At 64.2% G+C, this 23064-nt stretch carries 22 protein-coding genes; 14 read left to right on the top strand and 8 right to left on the bottom strand.

The window, feature by feature from the left end; genetic code table 11:
• Window positions 1-5: 5 nt before the first annotated feature.
• Genes CHB96_RS15330 through CHB96_RS15360 form a run of 7 tightly spaced genes read left to right on the top strand, consistent with a single transcriptional unit; the run spans window position 6 to window position 6157 of the window.
• Entirely contained in the window at window positions 6-455 is a 450-nt protein-coding gene (locus CHB96_RS15330; protein ID WP_089247664.1) for a hydrogenase maturation protease, read from the top strand.
• Window positions 456-707, top strand: coding sequence for a HypC/HybG/HupF family hydrogenase formation chaperone (locus tag CHB96_RS15335; RefSeq protein ID WP_089247666.1), 252 nt, complete (start codon window positions 456-458; stop codon window positions 705-707). It abuts the gene before it with no gap.
• Window positions 704-2920 (top strand): carbamoyltransferase HypF, encoded by a 2217-nt coding sequence (gene hypF, locus CHB96_RS15340; protein WP_176444305.1) that lies wholly within the window; start codon window positions 704-706, stop codon window positions 2918-2920. The genes CHB96_RS15335 and hypF overlap by 4 nt, the downstream gene beginning before the upstream one ends.
• 19 nt (window positions 2921-2939) lie before the next feature.
• Window positions 2940-3230: a HypC/HybG/HupF family hydrogenase formation chaperone gene (locus tag CHB96_RS15345; RefSeq protein WP_089247670.1), complete on the top strand. Its 291-nt coding sequence runs from the start codon at window positions 2940-2942 to the stop codon at window positions 3228-3230.
• Window positions 3227-4339 carry a hydrogenase formation protein HypD gene (hypD, locus tag CHB96_RS15350; RefSeq protein WP_089247672.1) on the top strand — a complete coding sequence of 371 codons (1113 nt, stop codon included), beginning with the start codon at window positions 3227-3229 and terminating at the stop codon, window positions 4337-4339. The genes CHB96_RS15345 and hypD overlap by 4 nt, the downstream gene beginning before the upstream one ends.
• Window positions 4332-5384: a hydrogenase expression/formation protein HypE gene (gene hypE, locus CHB96_RS15355; RefSeq protein ID WP_089247674.1), complete on the top strand. Its 1053-nt coding sequence runs from the start codon at window positions 4332-4334 to the stop codon at window positions 5382-5384. Before hypD ends, hypE begins: the two co-directional genes overlap by 8 nt.
• Window positions 5384-6157, top strand: a complete 774-nt coding sequence (locus tag CHB96_RS15360; protein ID WP_176444306.1) for a DUF6390 family protein — start codon at window positions 5384-5386, stop codon at window positions 6155-6157. The genes hypE and CHB96_RS15360 overlap by 1 nt, the downstream gene beginning before the upstream one ends.
• Here CHB96_RS15360 and CHB96_RS15365 read toward each other — a convergent pair.
• The 5 genes from CHB96_RS15365 to CHB96_RS15385 are packed head-to-tail and all read right to left on the bottom strand — an operon-like array spanning window position 6093 to window position 11363.
• Window positions 6093-7193 (bottom strand): ABC transporter ATP-binding protein, encoded by a 1101-nt coding sequence (locus CHB96_RS15365; protein WP_089247676.1) that lies wholly within the window; start codon window positions 7191-7193, stop codon window positions 6093-6095. The genes CHB96_RS15360 and CHB96_RS15365 overlap by 65 nt on opposite strands.
• Before the next feature lie 12 nt (window positions 7194-7205).
• Window positions 7206-8060, bottom strand: a complete 855-nt coding sequence (locus CHB96_RS15370) for a carbohydrate ABC transporter permease (RefSeq protein ID WP_089247678.1) — start codon at window positions 8058-8060, stop codon at window positions 7206-7208.
• Window positions 8060-9010 carry a carbohydrate ABC transporter permease gene (locus CHB96_RS15375; protein ID WP_089247680.1) on the bottom strand — a complete coding sequence of 317 codons (951 nt, stop codon included), beginning with the start codon at window positions 9008-9010 and terminating at the stop codon, window positions 8060-8062. Before CHB96_RS15375 ends, CHB96_RS15370 begins: the two co-directional genes overlap by 1 nt.
• The gene (locus tag CHB96_RS15380; RefSeq protein WP_442978073.1) at window positions 9007-10359 is read right to left on the bottom strand and encodes an ABC transporter substrate-binding protein; all 1353 of its coding nucleotides are present in this window, start codon (window positions 10357-10359) and stop codon (window positions 9007-9009) included. The genes CHB96_RS15375 and CHB96_RS15380 overlap by 4 nt, the downstream gene beginning before the upstream one ends.
• Window positions 10356-11363: a sugar-binding transcriptional regulator gene (locus CHB96_RS15385; protein ID WP_371829018.1), complete on the bottom strand. Its 1008-nt coding sequence runs from the start codon at window positions 11361-11363 to the stop codon at window positions 10356-10358. The genes CHB96_RS15380 and CHB96_RS15385 overlap by 4 nt, the downstream gene beginning before the upstream one ends.
• A 116-nt stretch (window positions 11364-11479) precedes the next feature.
• On the opposite strand from CHB96_RS15385, the gene CHB96_RS15390 reads away from it, so the two are divergent.
• Window positions 11480-12502: an NAD(P)-dependent alcohol dehydrogenase gene (locus CHB96_RS15390; protein ID WP_089247683.1), complete on the top strand. Its 1023-nt coding sequence runs from the start codon at window positions 11480-11482 to the stop codon at window positions 12500-12502.
• Entirely contained in the window at window positions 12499-13986 is a 1488-nt protein-coding gene (locus CHB96_RS15395) for a mannitol dehydrogenase family protein (RefSeq protein ID WP_089247685.1), read from the top strand. Before CHB96_RS15390 ends, CHB96_RS15395 begins: the two co-directional genes overlap by 4 nt.
• 30 nt (window positions 13987-14016) lie before the next feature.
• On the opposite strand, the gene CHB96_RS15400 is transcribed toward CHB96_RS15395, so the two are convergent.
• Together CHB96_RS15400 and CHB96_RS15405 are read right to left on the bottom strand one after the other, a co-directional pair.
• Window positions 14017-15234 carry an L-talarate/galactarate dehydratase gene (locus CHB96_RS15400; protein ID WP_089247687.1) on the bottom strand — a complete coding sequence of 406 codons (1218 nt, stop codon included), beginning with the start codon at window positions 15232-15234 and terminating at the stop codon, window positions 14017-14019.
• 159 nt (window positions 15235-15393) lie between these two features.
• A complete protein-coding gene (locus CHB96_RS15405; protein WP_089247689.1) occupies window positions 15394-16473 on the bottom strand; it encodes an ABC transporter ATP-binding protein in 1080 nt (359 codons plus the stop codon).
• A 148-nt stretch (window positions 16474-16621) separates the two neighbouring features.
• On the opposite strand from CHB96_RS15405, the gene CHB96_RS15410 reads away from it, so the two are divergent.
• A complete protein-coding gene (locus CHB96_RS15410) occupies window positions 16622-17431 on the top strand; it encodes an NAD-dependent epimerase/dehydratase family protein (RefSeq protein ID WP_089247691.1) in 810 nt (269 codons plus the stop codon).
• A 58-nt stretch (window positions 17432-17489) separates the two neighbouring features.
• Here CHB96_RS15410 and CHB96_RS15415 read toward each other — a convergent pair whose 3' ends face one another.
• A complete protein-coding gene (locus CHB96_RS15415) occupies window positions 17490-18662 on the bottom strand; it encodes a hypothetical protein (RefSeq protein ID WP_089247693.1) in 1173 nt (390 codons plus the stop codon).
• A gap of 40 nt (window positions 18663-18702) precedes the next feature.
• Here CHB96_RS15415 and CHB96_RS15420 point away from each other — a divergent pair, with 40 nt between their 5' ends.
• The 4 genes from CHB96_RS15420 to CHB96_RS15435 all read left to right on the top strand — a co-directional run bounded on the left by CHB96_RS15420 (window position 18703) and on the right by CHB96_RS15435 (window position 23060).
• Entirely contained in the window at window positions 18703-19698 is a 996-nt protein-coding gene (locus tag CHB96_RS15420) for a hypothetical protein (protein ID WP_089247695.1), read from the top strand.
• Between the two features lie 211 nt (window positions 19699-19909).
• On the top strand, window positions 19910-20848 hold the full coding sequence (locus tag CHB96_RS15425; protein ID WP_089247697.1) for a carbohydrate ABC transporter permease: 939 nt from the start codon (window positions 19910-19912) through the stop codon (window positions 20846-20848).
• 5 nt (window positions 20849-20853) lie between these two features.
• Window positions 20854-21735, top strand: coding sequence for a carbohydrate ABC transporter permease (locus CHB96_RS15430; protein WP_176444307.1), 882 nt, complete (start codon window positions 20854-20856; stop codon window positions 21733-21735).
• A 14-nt stretch (window positions 21736-21749) separates the two neighbouring features.
• The gene (locus CHB96_RS15435; RefSeq protein WP_245865735.1) at window positions 21750-23060 is read left to right on the top strand and encodes an ABC transporter substrate-binding protein; all 1311 of its coding nucleotides are present in this window, start codon (window positions 21750-21752) and stop codon (window positions 23058-23060) included.
• Window positions 23061-23064 lie beyond the last annotated feature (4 nt).

Here is a 23064-nt window from a genome sequence, read left to right on the forward strand (position 1 = left end):
ACATCATGCACGTTCTGATCGCAGGGATCGGAAACATCTTCTTCGGCGACGACGGCTTCGGCCCGGAGGTGTCGAGGCGGATACCGCTCGCCGACCTGCCGACGGGCGTGCGCAACGTCGACTACGGCATCCGCGGGCTGCATCTGGCATACGACCTGCTGGAGAATCCCGATGCCCTGGTGTTGGTCGATGCCGTGCCCAATCGTGGTGAGCCCGGTGCACTTCGACGCTTTCAGGTCACCGAATCCGATCTCGGCAACGGCGATTTCGACCCACACGGTATGAGCCCGATGACCGTCCTGTCGCTTCTGGACTCGATCGGGGCGCAACTGCCACCACGCACCGTCGTCATCGGATGCCAGGTGGACACCGTCGCGGAGGGGATCGGGTTGTCCGCACCCGTCGCCGCGGCAGTCGACGACGCGGTGGCTCTCGTACTCGAGGAGGTGGTCTGAATGTGCCTCGGCATTCCGGGAAGGATCGTGACGATGCTCGACGGGTACGAGGGTCAATTGGCTCTCGTCGACGTCGTCGGCGAGCAGCGCAAGGTCAACGTCGGAATGATGCCCGACGAGACATTCGACTCGGGTGACTGGGTCATCATCCACATGGGATTCGTCGTCGAGAAGACGGACACCGAAGGCGCCGAGGCTGCGTTGGCCGGCCTGGAATTGATGGGACGCGGCGCAGTGACGGAGGAGTCGTGAGCATCCGCCGGGCATACACGGTCACCGGCGTCGTCCAAGGCGTCGGCTTCCGCCCGTTCGCCTACGCGACGGCGACGGAGCTGTCGCTGACCGGCTTCGTCGGTAACACCAGCGCGGGAGTCGTCGTCGAGGTCGAGGGATCGCGCGAGTCGGTCGCCGAATTCGGACGCAGGCTCAGCGCGGCACCGCCGCCGCAGTCGGTCGTCGAGTCCGTCACCACGTGCACGGTTGCGGTGCGGGGCAGCAGCGGATTTCGCATAGACGAGACGGTCGCGGGAACCGGCCGCACGTTCGCGTCTCCGGATCTGGCGATGTGCGCGGACTGCGTCGACGAGTTCTCCGACCCGGCCGACCGTCGCTATCGCCACCCGTTCATCTCGTGCACCAACTGCGGTCCGCGGTTCACGATCATCGAATCACTTCCCTACGACAGGTCCACGACGACGATGCGCCCGTTCCGCATGTGCGCCGCATGCGCCGCAGAATACGGCGACCCGTCGAACCGCCGGTTCCACGCGCAGACCATCGCGTGCTGGAACTGCGGCCCGACGCTCTGCGCAACGAACGACGCGACGGGGGAGGATGCGATCGCTGCTGCGCACCGGATACTGACCGAGGGAAAGATACTCGCCGTCAAGGGAATCGGCGGTTACCACCTGGCGTGCGACGCGACCGACGACGCAGCGGTGGCCGAACTTCGCGCGCGGAAACAGCGCGGCGACAAGCCTTTCGCCGTGATGGCCCGCGATGTGAACGAAGCCCGGCGGTACGCACGGGTCGGCAAGCGTGAGGCGGCCGTACTCACCGGCACACAGCGACCGATCGTCGTGCTCGAAGCTCTACCGTCCACCCTCGCGTCATCCGTCGCACCGGGTAGCCGCGACGTCGGAATACTGTTGCCGTACAGCCCCGTTCATCATCTTCTTCTCGAACACGGCCCGTTGGTCATGACGTCGGGCAATCTGGCTGGCGAACCCATCGCCCATACCGCCCACGACGCACACACCAGGCTCGCCGACATCGCCGACGGCTGGCTCGACCACGATCGCGACATCGTCGTGCCGTGCGACGACTCGGTCGTCCGGGTCGTCGACGAGGTGGAACGTCCCATCCGACGCTCACGCGGATATGCGCCTATGCCCCTTGCGCTTCCGTTCCCTGTGGAACCCGTTCTCGCGGTGGGCGGCGACCTCAAGAACACGTGCGCCGTTGCAGACGGCCGGTACGCGTGGCTGGGCCAGCACGTCGGCGACATGGACGATCTCGCGACCCTCGACGCGTTCACCGCCAGCGAAGCGCACCTCGAGGTGCTGACCGGTGTTCGACCGACACATCTCGTGTCCGACGCCCATCCTGGCTATCGATCGGCCGCCTGGGCGCGGCGGCACTCCGAGCACCGAGCGGTGCACCACGCGTGGCATCACCATGCGCACGTCGCGGCCGTGATGGCCGAACACGGTCTCGCCGGCGACGAGAAGGTTCTCGGATTCGCCTTCGACGGAACGGGGTACGGGACCGACGGGTCCGTGTGGGGTGGCGAGGTACTGGTCGCCGACTACAAGGGATGCGAACGCGTCGGACATCTGCGGAACGCGTCGTTGGCCGGAGGGGACGTCAGCGTGCAGCGCCCGTATCGCATGGCGTTGGCCCATCTGCACGCCGCGGGTGTTCCGTGGACCGAGGATCTCCCGTGCGTGGCGGCCTGCCCTCCGCCGGAACGCCGAGTGCTGCTGCACCAGCTTCAGACCGGTCTCGGGTGCGTTCCGACGTCGAGCATGGGCCGACTGTTCGACGCGGTCGCGTCGATCGCCGGGGTCCGGCAGACCGTCGACTACGAGGCCCAGGCTGCGATCGAACTGGAAGCGCTGTCCCGTCATATCCCCTGTGACGGTTATCGATTCGGCTCGGATCTCGATCCGGGCCCTGTCATCCGAGCGATCGTCGACGACGTGTATGCAGGTGTCGCTCCCGCGATCATCGGAGCACGATTCCACCGCGCAGTCGCGAACCTGGTGGGGGCGGTCGCGTCGGATTTGCGAGCGATGTTCGGTGACATGCCGGTGGTACTGACCGGTGGCGTCTTCCAGAATCCCACCGTGCTGTCGCTGTGCACGGAGGCGTTGCGCGACTTCACCGTTCTGACCCCACGTCTGCTGCCGGTCAACGACGGTGCGCTCGCATTCGGTCAGGTGCTCGTCGGGAGCACCTCGTGACCTGCGAAGGAGTGAACCCATGTGCCTAGCCGTTCCCGGGAAGATCGTCCGAGTGTTCGACCGCGACGGTACGACGATGGCCGACGTCGATTTCGGTGGTATTCGCAAACAGGTGTGCTTGCACTACATTCCGGATGCCTCCGAGGGTGAGTACGTCGTCGTGCACGTCGGTTTCGCGATCCAACGCCTCGACGAGGAGTCGGCCAAGGCGACGCTCGCGGAGTTCGAACGCATGAACGTTCTCGACGAGGAGTTCGGTGACGGATTCGAGCGTGCGGCACGACAAGCAGGCGAGGTGGAGGGACCATGAAGTATCTCGACGAGTTCAGCAACCCCGAGCTGGCCCGACGGCTGCTCGATCAGATTCACGCTGCGACCACTCGACCGTGGGCAATCATGGAAGTGTGCGGTGGACAGACGCATTCGATCATCAGACACGGTATCGACCAATTGCTTCCCGAGCAGATCGAGATGATTCACGGACCAGGCTGCCCGGTGTGCGTCACCCCGCTCGAGATCATCGACCGCGCTCTGGCGATCGCGTCGACACCCGGGGTGATCTTCTGCTCGTTCGGAGACATGCTGCGTGTGCCAGGAAGCGAGAAGGACCTGTTCCACGTCAAGAGCGAGGGGGGCGACGTTCGCGTCGTCTACTCCCCTCTCGATGCACTCGAGATCGCCCGAGCGAATCCGACACGCCAGGTGGTGTTCTTCGGTATCGGATTCGAGACCACGGCGCCTGCGAATGCGATGACGGTGTTCCAGGCGAAACGGCAAGGCATCGAGAACTTCTCGCTGTTGGTGTCACACGTGCTGGTGCCTCCGGCCGTCGCTGCGATCATGGAATCCCCCACGTGCAGAGTACAGGCGTTCCTCGCCGCGGGGCACGTGTGCAGCGTCATGGGCACACGCGACTACCCCGCGCTCGCGGAGAAGTACCGCGTTCCCATGGTCGTCACCGGATTCGAGCCACTTGACATCCTCGAAGGCATCAGACGCACTGTGCTGCAGCTCGAATCGGGTCGGCACGAGCTGGAGAACGCGTATCCGCGCGCTGTCACAGCCGAAGGGAACGTTGCCGCTCAGTCGATGCTCGCCGACGTCTTCGAGGTCACCGACAGGACGTGGAGGGGAATCGGCATGATCCCGAACAGCGGTTGGCGACTGTCCGACAGCTACCGGGAGTACGACGCGGAATCACGATTCGACGTCGACGGTATCCGCACTGCCGAGTCGTCGATCTGCCGATCCGGTGAGGTCCTGCAAGGACTGCTCAAGCCGAACGAATGCGGCGCGTTCGGCAAGGAATGCACACCGCGCACCCCACTCGGTGCGACGATGGTGTCGTCGGAAGGTGCGTGCGCGGCCTACTACCTCTACCGGCGCCTCGAACAACCCGCGCAGGTGAGCCATGCCTGACATCGACATCGAGTCCTGGACTTGTCCTGCACCGCTGCGAGATTCGCCGAACGTCGTCATGGGTCACGGCGGCGGAGGGGCCCTGTCGGCCGAACTGATCGAGCATCTGTTCCTCCCCGCGTTCGGGTCGGCGGCGACGGCAGGCCTCGGCGATTCGGCCGTCGTCGAAATCGGTGCTGCGCGCCTTGCATTCTCGACGGATTCGTACGTCGTGCGACCCATGGTGTTTCCCGGCGGGACCATCGGCGATCTGGCCGTCAACGGCACGGTCAACGATCTCGCGATGTCGGGTGCGCGGCCACTCGTCCTGTCGACGGCCTTCATCCTCGAGGAAGGCACACCCCTCGGGGACATTCGGCACATCGCGGAGGCAATGGGGACCGCGGCGCTGGCTGCCGGTGTCGCGCTCGTCACCGGGGATACCAAAGTCGTCGACTCCGGTCACGGGGACGGCGTTTTCGTCAACACTGCGGGTATCGGCGTGATCGACGACGGTGTCGACATCGCACCCGAGCGCGCTGCACCCGGTGACGTCGTCATCGTCAGCGGCGACATCGGCGTGCACGGCATTGCCGTCATGAGTTGCCGAGAGGGTCTGGAGTTCGGTACCACGGTCTGCTCCGACACCGCTCCGTTGAACGGCCTCGTCGCCGCGATGATCGAGGCCGGCACTGTGCACACGTTGCGCGATCCCACGCGAGGTGGCGTCGCAGCGACTCTCAACGAGATCGCCACGGCCGCAAGCGTTGGGATCTCCATCGTCGAGCAGGCACTGCCGATTCCCGACGCGGTGCGTGATGCGTGCGGCGTTCTCGGCCTCGATCCGCTGTTCGTGGCGAACGAAGGCAAGCTGGTCGCATTCGTGCCCGAACCGGATGCCGACGCGGTGCTGGCCGCCATGCGTGCGCATCCGCTCGGCGTCTCCGCGGCCGTCATCGGGCGGTGTGTCGACGCCCATCGCGGTACCGTTGTCGCGCGCACCGGTCTCGGCGCTCGACGCGTCGTCGATCTTCCTCTGGGAGAGCAACTTCCGAGGATCTGCTGATGTCTCGGGGGCCTGCGCTGTTCGGGCGCTACGCGTTTCCGCCGAACGAGCTGGGCTATTGCGGACCACCCGGCGCGGGCGCGTTGCTCGAGGCGATCACCAACGGTGACGGCGTCGGGCGTCGGGCGCGTGAATTCGACGGCGCATGGACATATCTCGATGTGCTCGCGCGTTCGGGCGGCTACACCGACCGCCTGGATCCGGCCGTCGTCAAGGCCTACTGGGTCGGCTCCGACCTGGTCGACGAGATCGATCCCGCCGATCTTCGACGACGGCTACGTGTCGCATTCGCAGGGCAACCCGGTGGCATTCTCCACGAGCTCCGTCCACAGGATTGTCTGGCGCACCACAGTTTTCACGTCCTTGCGGTGTATCCGTGGCTGCGGATGCTGCCGCGGGGAGGTGCCATCGCTCTGTCGATGTTGCAGCAGTGCCGCATCCGATGGGGCCGCGTCGTCGATCGCGACGGCGACGATGCGACGGTGCTGTCCCGCCCGCTGTTGTTCGACGGCACGCAACTCCACCTCGGTGACGCGGTACCGGAACAGGTCAGATGGCAATCGGCGGGGCGGGCATTGGTGCCCGACCCCGCCGAAGGAGATCTCGTGTCACTGCACTGGAGCTGGATGTGCGACCGCCTGTCCTACGACGACATCGGTCAGCTCGAGCGCCTCACCGACCGCTCGCTGGCAGTGGCCAACCGAGCGCTCAGATCCGCTCACCCGTCTCCGGGTGGAACAGGTGCACCGGCCCGTCGATCTTCGTCAGACTGACGCTCTCCCCGATGCGCGCAGGAGCGCGGACAGCCGAGCGCGCAACGAGATTCACCGGTCCGCCGTCGAGACCCTTGACCTTGGCGTCGTCGAGGTGCGCGTACACGTACGACTCGCTGCCGAGTTCCTCGATCAGGTCGACCTTGGCGGCGAAGCCCTCACCGTGGTCGATGCCGAGCTGCTCGGGACGCAGCCCGACGGTGACGGTGTCGAGGCCCGCACTCGCGAGCTTCGTCAGCGCGTCACGTTCGAGAGGCAGCAACGTGTCGCCGATCTGCACTCCGCCGGACCCGATCGGCACCGTCATCAGGTTCATCGCCGGTGATCCGATGAATCCGGCGACGAACGCATTGACCGGGTTGTCGTACAGATCGGTCGGCGACGCGAACTGCTGCAGCTTGCCGCCGCGCAGCACGGCGACCCGGTCGCCCATCGTCATGGCCTCGACCTGGTCGTGCGTGACGTACACGGTGGTGGTACCGAGGCGACGTTGCAACGCGGCGATCTGCGTACGAGTCTGCACGCGGAGCTTGGCGTCGAGGTTCGACAGCGGCTCGTCCATGCAGAACACCTGAGGTTCACGAACGATGGCCCGTCCCATGGCAACTCGCTGTCGCTGACCACCCGACAGCTTGCCCGGCTTGCGGTCGAGGTATTCGGTCAGATCCAGGATCTTCGCTGCCTCGGCGACCTTCTTCTTACGCTCCTCGAGCGACACGCCGCGCATCTTGAGCGCGAATCCCATGTTCTCCCCGACGGTCTTGTTCGGATACAGCGCGTAGTTCTGGAACACCATCGCGATGTCGCGGTCCTTCGACGGAACGCCGACCATGTTCTTGCCACCGATCTCGATGGCGCCACCGTCGATGTCCTCCAGTCCAGCGAGCATCCGCAGGGCGGTGGACTTTCCTGAGCCCGAGGGCCCGACGAGGACGACGAATTCACCGTCGGCGATGTCGAGATCGAGCGAGTCGACGGCAAGCTTGTCGGCGCCTTCGTAGACGCAGGAAGCCTTCTTGTAATTGATTGCAGCCATTGCGAACTCCTGTTACTTGATGGCACCGAAGGACAGACCGCGCACGAGCTTGTTCTGTGCGATCCAGCCGGCGAGGATGACGGGCAGTGCTGCGAGGGTCGCAGCGGCGGACAGGCGGGCCCAGTACAGCCCTTCGCCGGTGATGAATCCGACCAGCGCAACCGGAACGGTCTGTGCCTGAACAGCAGTGAGGTTGACGGCGAAGAAGAACTCGTTCCACGAGAAGATCACGCAGATGAGCGCCGTCGCGGCGATTCCGGGTGAGACGAGAGGAAGAATCACCTCGCGGACCGATGTCCAGAGCGACGCACCGTCCATGCTCGCGGCTTCGAGGAGTTCGCTCGGGACCTCCAGGAAGAACGAACGCATCATCCACACCGCGATCGGCAGGTTCATCGCCGTGTACAGGATGATCAGGGCCCAGATGTTGTCGAGCAGACCGATGTCGCCGACGATGACGTACAGCGGCACGATCGCCGCGACGACCGGGAGCATCTTGGTGGAGATGAAGAAGAACAGCACGTCCTTCGTCTTCTTGACCGGGCGCAGCGACAGCGCGAATGCAGCCGGAATGCCCAGCAGCAGAACGAGAAGCGTCGACACGATCGTCGCGAACGCCGAATTCAACAGCGCCGTACCGATTCCGCTCGACAGAACAGCGCTGTACTGATCCAACGTCGGGGTGAAGAACAGCTTCGGCGGATCGGAGTACGCGTCACCTTCCTGCTTGAAACTGGTGACCACCATCCACAGGACGGGGAAGAAGAACCCGATCCCGACGACCCACGCGACGACGGTCCAGAAAGTGCCTGCGCCGAGCTTCTTCTTGTGTTTGACGACGGGCGCGGTTGCGGTTGTCGTGGTCATCAGGCTGCCTCCTCGTTCCCGCTGAAACTCTTGAAGATCAATCGCAGCGCGAGGGTGCTGACGACGATGGTCGCGACGACGGTCACCACGCCCATCGCTGCTGCCTGGCCGATGTCGAAGCCGAGGAACGCGCGTTGGTAGATGTAATACGGAAGATTCGAGCTCGCGACGCCAGGGCCACCGGACGTCATCATGTACACCGCGTCGAACGTGTTGACGAGGTAGATCGCACCGAGCACCGCACCGAGTTCGATGAACCGTCGCAGGTGCGGCAGCGTCAGCTCGCGGAACAGCGCGACAGCGCTTGCACCGTCGACGCGTGCCGCCTCGGCGATGTCCTTGGGCATCGACTGCAGCCCCGCGAGGATCAGCAGCATCATGAACGGTGTCCACTGCCAGATCAGGTTCACCATGACCGCCGCGAGCGGAAAGCGTGAGACCCAGTCGATCTGCTCGACGCCGAACGGGCTGAGCGCGAAGTTGATCAGACCGAAGACCGGATCGAACATCGTGGTCTTCCAGATCAACGCTCCGGCAACGGGAGTGACGAGGAACGGAGTGATCAGCAGCGTTCGGATCAGGCTGCGGCCGATGAACTTTCGGTCGAGAAGTAGTGCGAGGAACAGACCGAGGATCACCGAGATGACGACGGTGCCGACGATCATGATGACCGTGTTGAGGGCCACCTCGCGGAACTGGCTGTCACGGAAGACGTCGACGTAGTTGTTGAGCCAGTTGAACTCTCGCGAACCCGGGCGGACCAGGTTCCACGACTGCGTCGAGTAATACAGCGTGAACAGGAACGGAATCTGCGTGACGACGATCGCGAAGATCAGTGCCGGCAGGAGTGGCCCGCGTCGGCGCCAGCCTTCCGCTTTCGAGATGGTGCGCGGACGTGGAACGAACTTCTCGGGTTCGGCTTCGGTCGCCCGAGCCTCGGTCGTGGTCATCCCTGGCCCTCCTGATACGTCTTGCCGACCACTTCGGCGTACTGCTGCGCTTGAGCTAGCGCGTCCTGGACGCTGATTCGTCCTGCCACTGCTGCACTGATCTGTTGACTGACACGGGTTCCCAGGTCTTGGAACTCGGGGATCGTGAGGAACTGAACGCCGGTGTACGGCACCGGATCGACCGTCGGATTCTGGGGATCGGCGCTGTCGATCGAGTCGAGGGTGAGTTGCCCGTACGCCTGCGACGCTTCCTTGTACTCGGGAATCTCGTACGTGCTGAGGCGGCTTCCCGGAGGTACACGTTCCCAGCCGAGCTCGTTACCGACCTTGTTCAGGTACTCCTTGCTCGTCATCCAGGAGACGAACTTCCATGCGTCGTCGGGGTTCTCGGACGTCGTCGGAATGCCCAGTGCCCACGAGTAGAGCCAGCCGTTGTCACCCTTGGCCTCGCTCGGCGCCTTGGCGTAGCCGATATTGCCGACGACATTGCTGGACGACGGGTCTTCCAGAACCGAGACTGCCGACGTCGCGTCGTACCACATCGCGGTGTTGCCCTGGGACAGCTGCGTTGCACACTCGCTGAAACCGCTTGTCGCAGCGCCTGCTTGGCCGTGTTCGCGCACGGTGTCGACGTAGAACTGCACGGCCTTCTCGACCTCGGGGCTGTCGAGCTGCGCGTTCCAGTCCTCGTCGTACCAGCGTCCGCCGAAGGCGTTGATGACGGTGTCGAGCGGCGCGAGAACCTCACCCCAGCCGGGCTTTCCGCGGAGGCAGATGCCGGAGACGTCGGGGCTGTCGAGCGTGGCGGCCGCGTCGGCGACTTGCTGCCACGTCGGCTCCTCGGGCATCTGGATGCCCGCTGCTTCCATGAGATCCTTGCGGTACATCAGGAACGACGACTCACCGTAGAACGGCACCGCGTACATGCTGCCTTCGTACGACAGTGACTCCTTCAGCGTCGGAATGAAGTCGTCCTCGTCGTAACCCGGTGTCGCATCGGCATAGTCGGACAGATTGGTGAGCCATCCGTTCTCGGCCCACTGCGGGGTCTCGAAGTTGCTGATCATGACGACGTCGAACTCGCCGCCGCCCGTCGCGACGGACGCGGTGATCTTCGCTCGCGCCTCGTTCTCCGACAAGGACACGAATTTCAGGTTGACGCCCGGGTTCTCCGCCTCGAAGGCCGGAGCCAGCGAAATGGCGTCGGACATCTGCGAATTCGAGACGATGGCCACGGTGATGGTCGTACCGTCACCACCGCCACCGAACGAGCCCGCGCCGGCACAGCCGGACAGGACCAAGGTCGTCGCGAGCGAAGCCGCGACGGCCACCTTCGGTAGTGCCTTCACTTGAGTACCTTCCCTTCTTGGGCGACCAGCCAACGCGCGCTCTCGATGTCGGTCACCAGAATCGATGCGAAACCGCCACGCAGAGCGCCGAGAATCGCGTCGTGCTTCTTCTTCCCACCTGAAATCAACACCGCACGTTCACATGTCGCGATCGCGTCGAGTGGCACAGACACCGTTCGCGCCGGAAGCGAGCCGGCCGTTTCGCGCCCGTCGATGTCGAAGAATCTCCCACCGATCTCGCCGACGGCACCGAGGCCGTGCAGTTCGTCGAGCACCGACGAGTCGATGAAGCTCCCTTCGAACAGCGTCGTCGACGTGGAAACGGGACCGAGGCCGTACATCATCGCATCAGCCCCGGTCCCGGTCTCGAGGGCGCGTGAGATCACCGAATCCTGGTGCAGCGCAGTGACCGTCGCATGATCCGCGTACAGCGGAGCATTCAGACGTACAGGCTTGGCCTGCAAATACTGCGCGCATCGACCCAGGGTGAACTCCACGCCGGTCTGGTAGTCGGCGGACGTCATCGATCCGTCGAGCTGCACGACCTGCGCACATCGGGCGCTTCGTGTCTTGAGCGACTGCGCGACCGCCACGGTTTCCGGGCCCCAGGTGAAACCGAGCGTGTCCGACGGCTGCAGCCGCCTGCTGAGCACCGCGGCCGCCGCGCGTCCGAGAGAGCCGTATCCGGTGTCGGTGCCGTCGACGACGTCGGGAACGACGAGCGCCTCGGTGAGTCCGAACAGCTTCTCGAGCTCTCGCTCGATATCCGCGTGGACGGTGCCCTGCAAGTCGTCGGGCACATGCACTTCGATCGTCACGAGGCCGAGCGTCCGCGCTTTCGCGACGAGACGACCCGCGGTGGGGCGCGAGACTCCGAGCTTCGCCGCGATCTCGGCCTGCGTCGCACCTTCGAGGTGATACATCGTGGCCGCACGCACTGCGAGGCGCAGATCGTCGTTCGATTTCGACGAGCGCTGCGGCTCGGGTACCGCTGTGGTCACGATCCCTCCTCGTCGCTAAGTGAGCAAATGCTCAGGGTGTGTTCTTCTGCTCATTAAGCTAACATTCAGGTGTGATCTACACAACACCCGACGCCAGTCAGTCGCCGATCCCACAGTCGATGCAGGCCAGCGTGCTCAGCGGTCCACACGAGATCCGGCTGGAGGAGCGGCCGGTACCCACCCCCGCCGCCGACGAGGTTCTGGTCCGCGTCACCGCGGTCGGCGTGTGCGGATCGGATGCTCACTACTACCGCGAAGGCCGCATCGGAGACCACGTCGTCAACGGGCCGCTCGTCCTCGGACACGAGGCGGCAGGAGTGATCGTCGCCGTGGGATCCGCGATCGCCGACACACGCGTCGGCCAGCGCGTGTCGATCGAGCCGCAACGCCCCGACCCGACGAGCGCTCAGTCCCGCGCCGGCCGATACAACCTGTGCCCATCCATGGAGTTCTTCGCGACGCCACCCATCGACGGCGCGCTCGCCGAGTACGTACTGATCCAGTCGGTCTTCGCGCACGAGGTTCCGGACGAGATCTCCGACGAAGCGGCCGCATTGTTCGAGCCGCTGTCGGTCGGAATCGCGTCGGCGCAGAAGGCGGGCATCACCGCCGGATCGAGTGTGCTGATCGCAGGCGCGGGTCCGGTCGGGCTCGTCACCGCCCAGGTCGCTCGTGCGTTCGGCGCGACCGAGGTGATCGTCAGTGATATCGACTCCGCGCGTCGGACCAACGCGTCGACGTTCGGAGCGACGCGGGTCATCGACCCGGCCGTCGAGGATGTCACCACGCTCGAGGTCGACGCGTTCATCGATGCATCAGGCGCGCCGCGAGCCGTCGTCGACGGAATTCATGCCGTTCGTCCTGCCGGTACCGTGGTGCTCGTGGGTATGGGTGCGGCCGATTATGCGTTGCCGATCTCACTGATCCAGAATCGAGAACTGGTTCTGACGGGCGTGTTTCGGTACGCGAACACCTGGCCCATCGCACGACGGCTCGTACTGGCCGGTCTGGTCGACCTCGATGCGATGGTCACTGCCCGATTCGATCTGGCGCACGTCGAGGACGCGCTCGATGCCGACCGAGTGGCCGGCAGCATCAAAGCCGTTGTGATTCCCGGCCTTTCGAAGGAGAAAGACGCATGAAGCTGAACAAGCACACGTTGGGCGATTTCATCGAAGATGTCGCGGTACCCACCTACGATCGGTCCGACGTGCAGGTCGGGATCGTGCACTTCGGTGTCGGCGGGTTCCACCGTGCGCATCAGGCGATGTACGTCGACCGGCTGCTGCAGCAGGGCGAGGCGTCGGACTGGGGTATCTGTGGTGTCGGCGTCCTTCCGGGAGACCGGAAGATGAAGGACGTCATGGACGCCCAGAACTGCCTGTACACGTTGGCGCTCAAGCATTCCGACGGAACGTGGGACACCCGCATCATCGGCTCCATCGTCGAATACCTCTTCGCGCCCGACGACGCGGATGCCGTCGTCGAGAAGATGGCGGCGGAAACCACGCGCATCGTGTCGCTCACCATCACCGAGGGCGGGTACAACTTCTCTGCGACGACGGGTGAGTTCGACACCGAGAATCCGGCCATCACGGCCGATCTGGAGGCGGGTGCTGTTCCGTCGACCACGTTCGGTCTCGTCGTCGAAGCTCTGGCGCGCCGCAAGGATCGAGGCCTGAAGCCGTTCACGATCATGTCGTGCGACAACATCGAAGGCAACGGTCACATCGCGGAGTCGACGTTCACTGCCTTTGGACAGCTGAAGGATCCGGCGCTCGCATCGTGGCTGACCACAGAGGGAGCCTTCCCCAACTCGATGGTCGACCGCATCACGCCCGTCACCACTCCCGAAGTGGTGCAGGAGCTTTCGGAGCGATACGCGATCGACGACAGATGGCCCGTCGCCGGCGAACCGTTCACTCAGTGGGTGCTCGAGGACAAGTTCACGCTCGGCCGACCGCCGTTCGAGGACGTCGGAGTGCAGGTCGTCGACGACGTGACGCCCTACGAACTGATGAAGCTGCGCTTGCTCAACGCGAGCCATCAGGCGCTCGCGTACTTCGGCTACCTCAGCGGCTACCGTCTCGTGCACGAGGTGGCGCAGGACTCGCTGTTCTCCGAATTCCTGTTGGCGTACATGGACAACGAGGCCACGCCGACGCTCCAGCCGGTGCCCGGAATCGATCTCGACGAGTACAAGAAGACGCTCATCGAGCGCTTCTCGAATCCGGAGATCCGCGACACCGTCGCGCGGTTGTGCGCCGAGTCGTCGGACCGAATTCCGAAGTGGCTCTTGCCCGTCATCCGCAAGAACCTCGAGACGGGTGGGGACATCACCCGCTCGACGGCCGTCGTCGCGAGTTGGGCGCGCTACGCCGAGGGCGTCGACGAGCTCGGGCAGCCGATCGAGATCGTCGATCAGTTGAAGGACTCGCTCGTCCCACTTGCGCAGTCGCAGAAGGACGATCCGACGGCGTTCATCGCCAACCGTGCGGTGTTCGGTGACCTCGTGGACGACGAGCGTTTCGTCGCCGAGTACACGCGTCAGCTCGCGTCGCTGCACTCGGTCGGTGCGCGGCGGACTTTGGAGGCGCTCCGCGCCCATGTGCACGAAAATACATAGAGGGCTATGTATTTTCGTGCACATGGGGCGTCAGCCGCCGAATTCCGCGGTCCCGATCGTCCAGGCCTTGGCCTGCTCGCTGAGAGTGAAGCCGAGGCCGGGGCGGTCGGAGAGGTGCATTCTGCCGTCACGGGTTTCGAGGTGCTCGTTGAACAGCGGGTCCAGCCAGTCGAAGTGCTCGACCCACGTCTGCAGCGGGTACACCGCGGCCAGATGAAGGTGGATCTCCATCGCGAAGTGCGGTGCGAGCTGCAGGTTGCGGTGCTCGGCCAGGCCGGCGAGCTTGAGGAACTGCGTGATGCCACCGATGCGCGGGGCGTCGGGCTGGATGATGTCGACGGAACCCGCCTCGATGAGACGAACGTGCTCGCCGACGCTGGCGAGCATCTCACCGGTCGCGATGGAGGTGTCGAAATTGGCGGCGAGTTGAGCGTGGCCTTCGGCGTCGTACGCGTCGAGCGGCTCCTCGATCCACACGAGGTCGAACTGTTCGAGGATGCGGCACATACGGTTTGCCGTCGGCCGATCCCACTGCTGGTTGGCGTCGACCATGAGTGGGACGTCGTCGCCTAGATGTTCCCTGACGGCCGTGACCCGTGCGATGTCGGTGCGCCAATCAGGCTGGCCGACTTTGAGTTTGATGCCGCCGATGCCGGCCGCCAGTGACGCGGTCGCGTTCTCGAGCACCTCTTCGATGGGCGTGTGCAGGAAACCGCCGGACGTGTTGTAGGTCTGGACCGAGTCGCGCGTCGAGCCGATGAGCTTGGCGAGCGGCAACTGAGCGCGCTTCGCCTTGAGGTCCCACAGAGCGATGTCGATGGCCGCGATCGCCTGCGTCGCAACACCACTGCGCCCGACGGACGCGCCCGCCCACTGCAGCTTGGTCCAGATCTTGCCGATGTCGCTGGGATCCTCACCGATCAGAACAGGTGCGATCTCTTGTGCGTGCGCGAATTGCGCTGGGCCGCCGGCTCTTTTGGAGTAGCTGAACCCGATGCCCTCGTGGCCCTGTTCGGTCCGGATCTCGGCGAACAGGAATGCGACCTCGGTCATCGGCTTCTGGCGGCCGGTCAGCACCTTCGCGTCGCTGATCGGGTTCTTCAGCGGCAGCGTGATCGACGACAGCTTCACGTGCGCGATGCGATCGATCGTCGCGTCCCCGGCGGCCAGGGCCTTGATCGCGGCATCGGGTGCGGTGAGTCCGCTGGTCGGCTTCGGCGCTGTTCTGGTTCCCACATCGATGGACACTGCGACCTCTTTCAACGGTGATGGTGTGCTGGCTCACAGCCTATGACCGGTCATTCATGCACGTCCAACACTATTTGTGCATCCATCAATTCAATAACAGCAATGCCCTATGTGCACGAAAGTACATAGTGGGCTATGTACTTTCGTGCACGTGCGGCGTCAGCCGCCCACCCGCTCCCCGGTGACCGCGGAGAACAGGTGAGTCCGCTCGGCCGCGTAGGACAGCGTGATCTTCTCACCGCGACGGGGAGGGATACGGCCGTCGGCGCGCACGACGATCGGCTGTTTCGTACCGTTGATACTCGTCTGGCCGTACACGTAGGCGTCGGCGCCGAGTTCTTCGACGACGTCGATGGTCACCTCCAACCCCGAGCCCGTGGTGATCTCGAGGTCCTCTGGACGCACTCCGAGCGTCACCGTACTTTCACCGATGCCTGCGATCGCAGACCGAGGGACCGGCACGACCTCACCACCGAAGCTGACGCCACCGTCGACCAGCGGTAGTTCGAGCAGATTCATCGCGGGCGATCCGATGAAGCCTGCGACGAACACGTTGTTCGGGTGCTCGTACATACGACGCGGTGTGTCGCACTGTTGCAGCACACCGTCTTTCAGCACGGCGACGCGATCGCCCATCGTCATGGCCTCGACCTGATCGTGCGTGACGTAGACCGTCGTCGTCGCGAGCCTGCGCTGCAGCGCGGAAATCTGCGCACGCGTCTGGACTCGCAGCTTGGCGTCGAGGTTGGACAGCGGCTCGTCCATGAGGAAAACCTGCGGTTTGCGGACGATCGCACGACCCATCGCGACGCGCTGACGCTGACCACCCGACAGTGCCTTCGGTTTGCGGTCGAGAAACTTGGTGAGGTCGAGGATCTTGGCGGCATCCTCGACGCGTCGCTTGATCTCGCTCTTGTCCTCACCCGCGATACGGAGACCGAACCCCATGTTCTCGCCGACGGTCATGTGCGGGTACAGCGCGTAGTTCTGGAACACCATCGCGATGTCGCGATCCTTGGGCTGGAACTCGGTGACGTCGTTGCCACCGATGGTGATGGCGCCTCGGTCGACGTCCTCCAGCCCCGCGAGCATCCGCAGCGACGTGGACTTACCGCATCCCGACGGCCCGACCAGGACGAGGAATTCGCCGTCCTCGATCTGGAGGTCCAGCTGATCGACTGCGGCCTTGTCACCACCGGGGAAGAATTTGGTGACGTTCTCGAATGCGACTGTAGCCATGATGGAAGTACTCCTTCACCGGCAGGAACGTGCCGGACGGTCCGAGTGAGTGTTCATGTATGTGAATGTGAGTCAAGATAGTGACTTCGTTTCGAAGTATGTACTACCGTGATGCACAGCACAAGGATTTCGAGAGAAACGAGAGACGATGACACGGCTGTTGATCACCGGCGCCGCCGGGAACATGGGAAAGATGTTGCGCCCGTTGCTGGCTCGACCCGACCGGTCGGTACGACTGTTCGACATCGCCGCGATCGACGACGTCTCTGCCTCCGAGGAGTTCGTCCAAGGTTCCGTGACGGACCGCGCAGCGGTGTCCGCAGCGGTGGACGGGGTCGACGCGATTCTGCACCTCGGCGGCCTGAGCACCGAGGACTCGTGGGCGAACATTCTGTCGGTCAACGTCGACGGCACGCAGGCGATCTTCGATGCGGCGGTCACGCACGACGTCAGCCGCGTCGTGGTCGCGTCGAGCAATCACGCCGTCGGCTTCTGGACCCACGCGGAAGCGGGTGGCTCGGATTTGCCCGGAGACGTCCCACCCCGTCCCGACGGCTTCTACGGCTGGTCGAAGGCTGCCGTAGAAGCGCTCGGTCGGATGTACCACGACCGATTCGGCATCGACGTCGTCAACCTGCGCATCGGGTCCAGCTTCGAGAAGCCGCCGAACTATCGCGGTCTGGCCAGCTGGATGTCGCCGGCCGACACGGCGCGGCTCGTCGAGGCGTCGTTGTCCGACAGCGCCAAGGGCTTTCACACGGTGTGGGGGATTTCGAAGAACGCGCGGGCATGGTGGTCGGGTGCCGAGGGTGCCGCCATCGGCTACGAACCGCAGGACGACGCCGAACAATTCGCCGACGAGTTCCTCGCCGACCACGAGTGGACCTTCGACGACCCGATCCTCCAGCGAGTCGGCGGTGCGTTCTGCGATCACCCGCTCGGCCAGCGCATGAGGTGAGCGAAGGCGTCATTCGGTCACTCTGAGTGACCGAATGACGCCCTCGGTCCGGCAAAAGTCAGAAAAATTCAGCCACGATCGAACCCAGCGCGTCGAGCTGCGGACGGTTGACGAGCCCGAGGTGATAGAGGTGCAGCTCGTCCGCCCCGGCAGCGACCGTCGCGGCCACGTGTGCACCGACTTCGTCGAGTTTCTTCGGCGGAAGGACCGAAACATACGCACCGACAGCAACATCCGGGCCGACGAGCGCGCGAGTCCTCTCCACCACGGACACCGTTTCGGCCGTTCCCGGCCATGCCGACACCAGAACCGCGTCGACGTCGGACGGGGCGCTGGCGGTCAGCGCGGGCGACGGCCCGGTCTTCCATGGATCCGGATGACCGTGCAGCGTGACCCGCACGTCGGGACTGTCCGCACGGACAGCCTCGAGCACCTCCCCGCGCAGACGATCGGCATCGGCATGCCTCACCGCCAGTACCGCGTCGGCCTCGTCGTCACTCAGAACCTCACCGATGGACGCACCAGGAGACAGCATTCCCGACGCCAGTGCATCGATACCGTCGCGCAATTTGGTGACGATCTTGTCGGAATCGACTCCAAGGAGTGCCCATTGGGACAACTCACGTGGTGTGCAGCTGATCGACATCAATGTGTCCCCGATACCCGGATACGCGCCGTCGGTCTTCTCGTGCGGCCCCACGTGCGCGAATCCCATTTGCCCACAGGTCTCCACCGATACTCCGTGCAGGTCGACGCCGCGCACGGCCTCGACCGCGAGAGTGCGGGCATAGGCGACGACGTCAGGATGCCCCGGCGCCAACGCGTATGGGTAGCGATCGCCGAACGCGTTGACAACGGTGGCGTCGGGATGCGCGTGACCGAGGACCGTGCTGTGCGACAACACGATCCACGCATTCACGGCGATTCCCGCATCGCTCAGAATCGCGGCCGCGTCGGCGAATGCGTCGTCGGAGCCGGCCCACGACGCAGTCCGCGCCCTGATCGGCAGCTCACCCCACGCCTCCGAACGGACGGGCCGGTACAGCGCTGCGTGGTGCGCGTCGACGACCTTGTGCGACGGATGCAGCGGCGTCGCAGCCCTGGTCGAGTGGTAGCTGGCGGCGAGCGCGATTTCACGTATACCAAGCTCGAGTGCACGTTCGACGAACCGAGGATCACCCAGAACGTCCCACGGATATGCATGCGCGACGACGCGACCGACGATGGCCATGAAAGCCCCTAACGTTCAAAATGCAGGACGGAGTTCACACATGGGAACACAAGACAAGTCCGAATGTCTACGGTCCCGGATCCGCGATGCCCTCGGCGTGCCCTCAGAAGACCCCGCGCCGGCCGTCCACGAGCAGCGCAACTGGTCCGACAAGGGAGTCGAGGGCACCGCACTGACCTGGGGCAACACCGACGCGTGGCTGCTGCGACCTGCCGGCACGACGCAAGATCTCCCCGCCGTCCTTCTCCTCCACGGCCACGACGGCATGAAGTTCTACGGCAAGGAGAAGGTCGCCGACGGTCCAGACCCCATCCCAGACAAGGTCGTCGAGCTGCGGAAACGCGGATACGACGGCAGATCGGCGGCCACAACCTTGGTCCAGGCAGGCTTTGCCGTCTTGGTCCACGACGTCTTCCCGTGGGGTAGCCGCCGCGTCGAATGGGACGATTTCCCAGACAGAGCAAGGAAAGCCGCAGGCCAAGACCCGGAGAACTACGAAGCCGCCGCGCGCGAACACGAGCACGGCCTGGCCAAGATCGCTGCACTGAGCGGAACGTCCCTCGCCGGCCAGGCGCTGCGGGAAGACCTCACCGCACTCGCCGTTCTACGCAGCACACCGGGCATCGACCCCACGCGAATCGCGGCGGCGGGCTTCTCGGGCGGCGGTGCACGCGTCGTACATCTTCTGGCGGCCGCCGACCTGAAGGCCGCCGTGGTCACAGCCATGATGAGCACGTTCGCCGACGTCGCGAACGGGCACGCCGACGACACAACGTGGCTGATGATCACCCCGGGACTCCCCGCGGTGTGCGACTGGCCCGACGTCGCCGCATCGGCCGCTCCGACGCCACTCCTGGTCCAATTCGCCTCGGACGACCGCCATTTCAGCGCCACAGGCATGTACGACGCCGAAGCAGCCCTCCAGCTCGCGTACGACGGCACCGACGCACTGACCACACAATGGTTCCCACACGGCCACCGGTTCTCCACCGACATGCAGGTCGCGGCCACAGGCTGGCTACACGGACGAGTCTGAGCCGTCACGCTTGACATGGCTTGTGACTGCCGTCATAGTGAATCCAGCAATTCACATAGAAGACGTGAGTTCATATACGTGAACGGCGAGGCAAGTATCGAGATGAACACAGAGCGACTCCCTTCACGCTGAATCTTCCGGCGTCACAGCCGATTCGACAGACCCAGACCCGCCGGCCCCATCCGGCCCCGAAAACTTCGGAGCGTCAACCATGGTCACCACCACCGAACCCAGATCGAGCGGGAAGCAGTCACCTCCCGCCGCTCGACCGCGCCGACGGCGCCGCATCCCCGCGCCGTACATCCTCATTGCACCGGTCGTCGTGCTGCTCGTCGTCTTCATCTTCTACCCGGTCGGCAGCGTCTTCTACTACAGCCTGCAGTTCTACAATCCGACCACGCCGTGGGACAACGGCTTCGCCGGGCTCGAGAACTTCAAGATGATGTTCGCCGACGACGCGTTCTGGAACAGCCTCGTCGTCACCGCCAAATGGGTCGGTGTGCAGGTGGTCTTCCAGCTGATCCTCGGACTCGGACTGGCACTGCTCGTCAACGAGGTCTTCCGCGGCCGCGGACTCGCGCGTGCATTGGTGTTCTCGCCGTGGGCAGTCTCGGGCGTTCTCACCACCGGCATCTGGCTGCTGATCTACAACCCATCAACCGGGTTGTTCAAGCTCCTCGGCTCCATGGGCATCGGCGACGGCACCGCCGCACCGATCGCCGATCCCGACACCGCATTCTGGGCCACCAGCGTCGCCGAATTGTGGCGTGGTGTTCCGTTTTTCGCGATTCTGATTCTCGCCGAACTCCAGAGTGCACCGAAGGATCTGTACGAGGCCGCGAACGTCGACGGCGCAAACCGGTGGCAGCGTTTCCGATTCGTCACCCTTCCCCACCTGAAGGCAGTCATCATCCTGTCGACACTGCTTCGTGGCGTGTGGGAGTTCAACAATGTCGACCTCCTCTACACGCTCACGTCGGGCGGACCGGCCGACGTCACGACGACACTGCCGCTATATGTTTCCCAACTCGCCACCACCGCACAGGACTTCGGATACGGCTCGGCACTGACCACCGTGGCATTCGTGATCCTGCTCTTCTGCTCGATCCTCTACTTGCGCCTCAGCAAGTTCAACAGTGACAAGGCCTGAGAGATATGACCACTACCGCCGATCGACCGGTGATCCACACGCCGGTGCCCGAATCCGCTGACGAGTTCCGAGTACACAAGAAGAAGCCGCGCTTTCTCAGCGTCGGATTCCCTCTCGCGCTCTACCTTCTGTTCACCCTCGTTCCGTTCTACTGGATGATCGTCTTCGCGTTCCGGCCCGCAGGCTCGAACTCGATGCTCCCGTGGCCCATCACGTTCGAGCACTTCGACACCGTCTGGAACACACTGGGATTCAGCTTCTTCTTCAAGAACAGTCTCATCGTCGCCGGACTGTCGCTCGTCCTGACAACGTTCGTCGCACTCGCGACCGGATACGCCCTGGCACGCTTCAAGTTCCGCGCCAAGATCCCCCTCGTGATGGCGCTGCTGTGCAGCCAGTTCGTCCCGGGCGCCATGCTTCTCATCCCGCTGTTCCAGGTCTTCCGCGAGATGGGTCTGGTCAACAACCTGTTCGGCCTCATCGTCGCCGACACCGTCTTCCAGCTCCCGCTCGCCGCAATGCTGATGGCAGGCTTCATCGCTCAGATCCCCGTAGAACTCGAAGAAGCAGCAATGGTCGACGGCTGTTCCCGCATGCGTGCGTTCCGGATCATCATGCTGCCGTTGTTGCGCCCGGGGCTCATCGCGGTCGGATCGTTCGCGTTCATCGGCAGCTGGAACAACTTCCTCTTCGGCTTGATGTTCATCAGTAGCCAGGAGAAGTTCACGCTCCCTGTCGGATTGAGCTACACCATCGGCTCCTACAACGTCGACTTCGGCGTCCTCGCTGCCGGCGGTCTCATCGCTGCGGTTCCGGTCGTCGCCGTGTTCGCCGTCATCCAGAAGTACCTCGTCCAGGGCCTCAGCGCCGGCGCAGTGAAGGGCTGATCATGTTGAACCACTTGACAAGAAGAACCCTGCTCGTCGGCACCGTCGCCGCCGTCGTTCTCGCCGGATGCAGCTCCGAAACATCGTTGCCCGACGGCGCACTCGGCGACCCGAACAGCGGCACACTCACGTTCTGGGACAACAATGCGGGCCCAGATCGAACTCCGTTGTACGAAGAGCTGATTCGACGGTTCGAGGCCGCCAATCCCGGCATCGACATCGAGTACGTCGGACTGCCGTCGGACAGTGCGCAGCAGAAGTATCAGACCGCCCTGGCCGGCGGCTCGGCACCCGACCTCGGAATCGTGTCGACGGCCTATCTCGCGCCGCTGGTCGCGCAGAACGCCGTCATCCCGCTCGACGATTTCGTGGCCGCGTCGCCGCAGAAGGACGAGTACGACCCCAAGATCATCGAGTCCGCGAAGGAGTCCGGAGGCGGCCAGAACCTGTACGGGCTTCCCTACACCAGCAACAACGCGACGCTCTGGTACCGCGCCGACTGGTTCGACGAGGCAGGCATCGCGCCGCCCGACACGTGGGACGAGTTCTACTCTGCCGCACAGGAACTGACCGACAAGGACGCCGGTCGATACGGCTTCACCATTCGCGGCGGCGCCGGATCGATCTACCCACTGCTGCAGTACATGTTCGCCTCCACCGGCATCACCAACTTCTTCGACGGTGACACCTCGACGGTCAACCGGCCCGACATGGTCGACGCGATCGAGCGTTTCGCCGCGTTGTACGACGTCGACACACCCACCGCCGACGTCAACAACGGCTTTCCCCAGATGGTCGCCAGCTTCGGTGGCGGCTCTGTTGCGATGATGCAACACAATCTCGGCTCCTTGAGCAACCACGAGAAAGCATTGGGCGACAAGGTCGGAGCCGTCGCACTCCCCGTCGCGGACAACGGCGTCCGAACGGTCATGACGGACCCGTTCCCGTCGTACACGATCTTCAAGAGCAGCAAACATCAGGCCGCAGCGTGGAAGTTCCTCGAGTTCATGACGTCTCCGGACTCGCAGGCGTACTGGAACGAGAACGTCGGACAGATCCCGGTCAACACTGTGGCACGTTCGGCGCCGTCGTTCCAGAACATGCCGTCGGTCCAGGCGGCACAAGCGGTGCTCGACGACCCGAAGACCGTGCTCGTCACACCGCCGGACTACCTCGCGGCGTTCGGCAAGATCGTCCAGGTCCAGATGCTGGGCGAATGGCAGAAGGTGTTGATCGGCCAGCTCAGCGCTCAGGACTTCGCCGACGACTTCGCCGACAAGCTCGACCGCGCAAAAGCCAAATACGATGCCCGCCAGGGTAAATAGGGGA

It is taken from the genome of Rhodococcoides kyotonense (assembly GCF_900188125.1).
Classification (GTDB): Bacteria; Actinomycetota; Actinomycetes; order Mycobacteriales; family Mycobacteriaceae; genus Rhodococcoides; species Rhodococcoides kyotonense.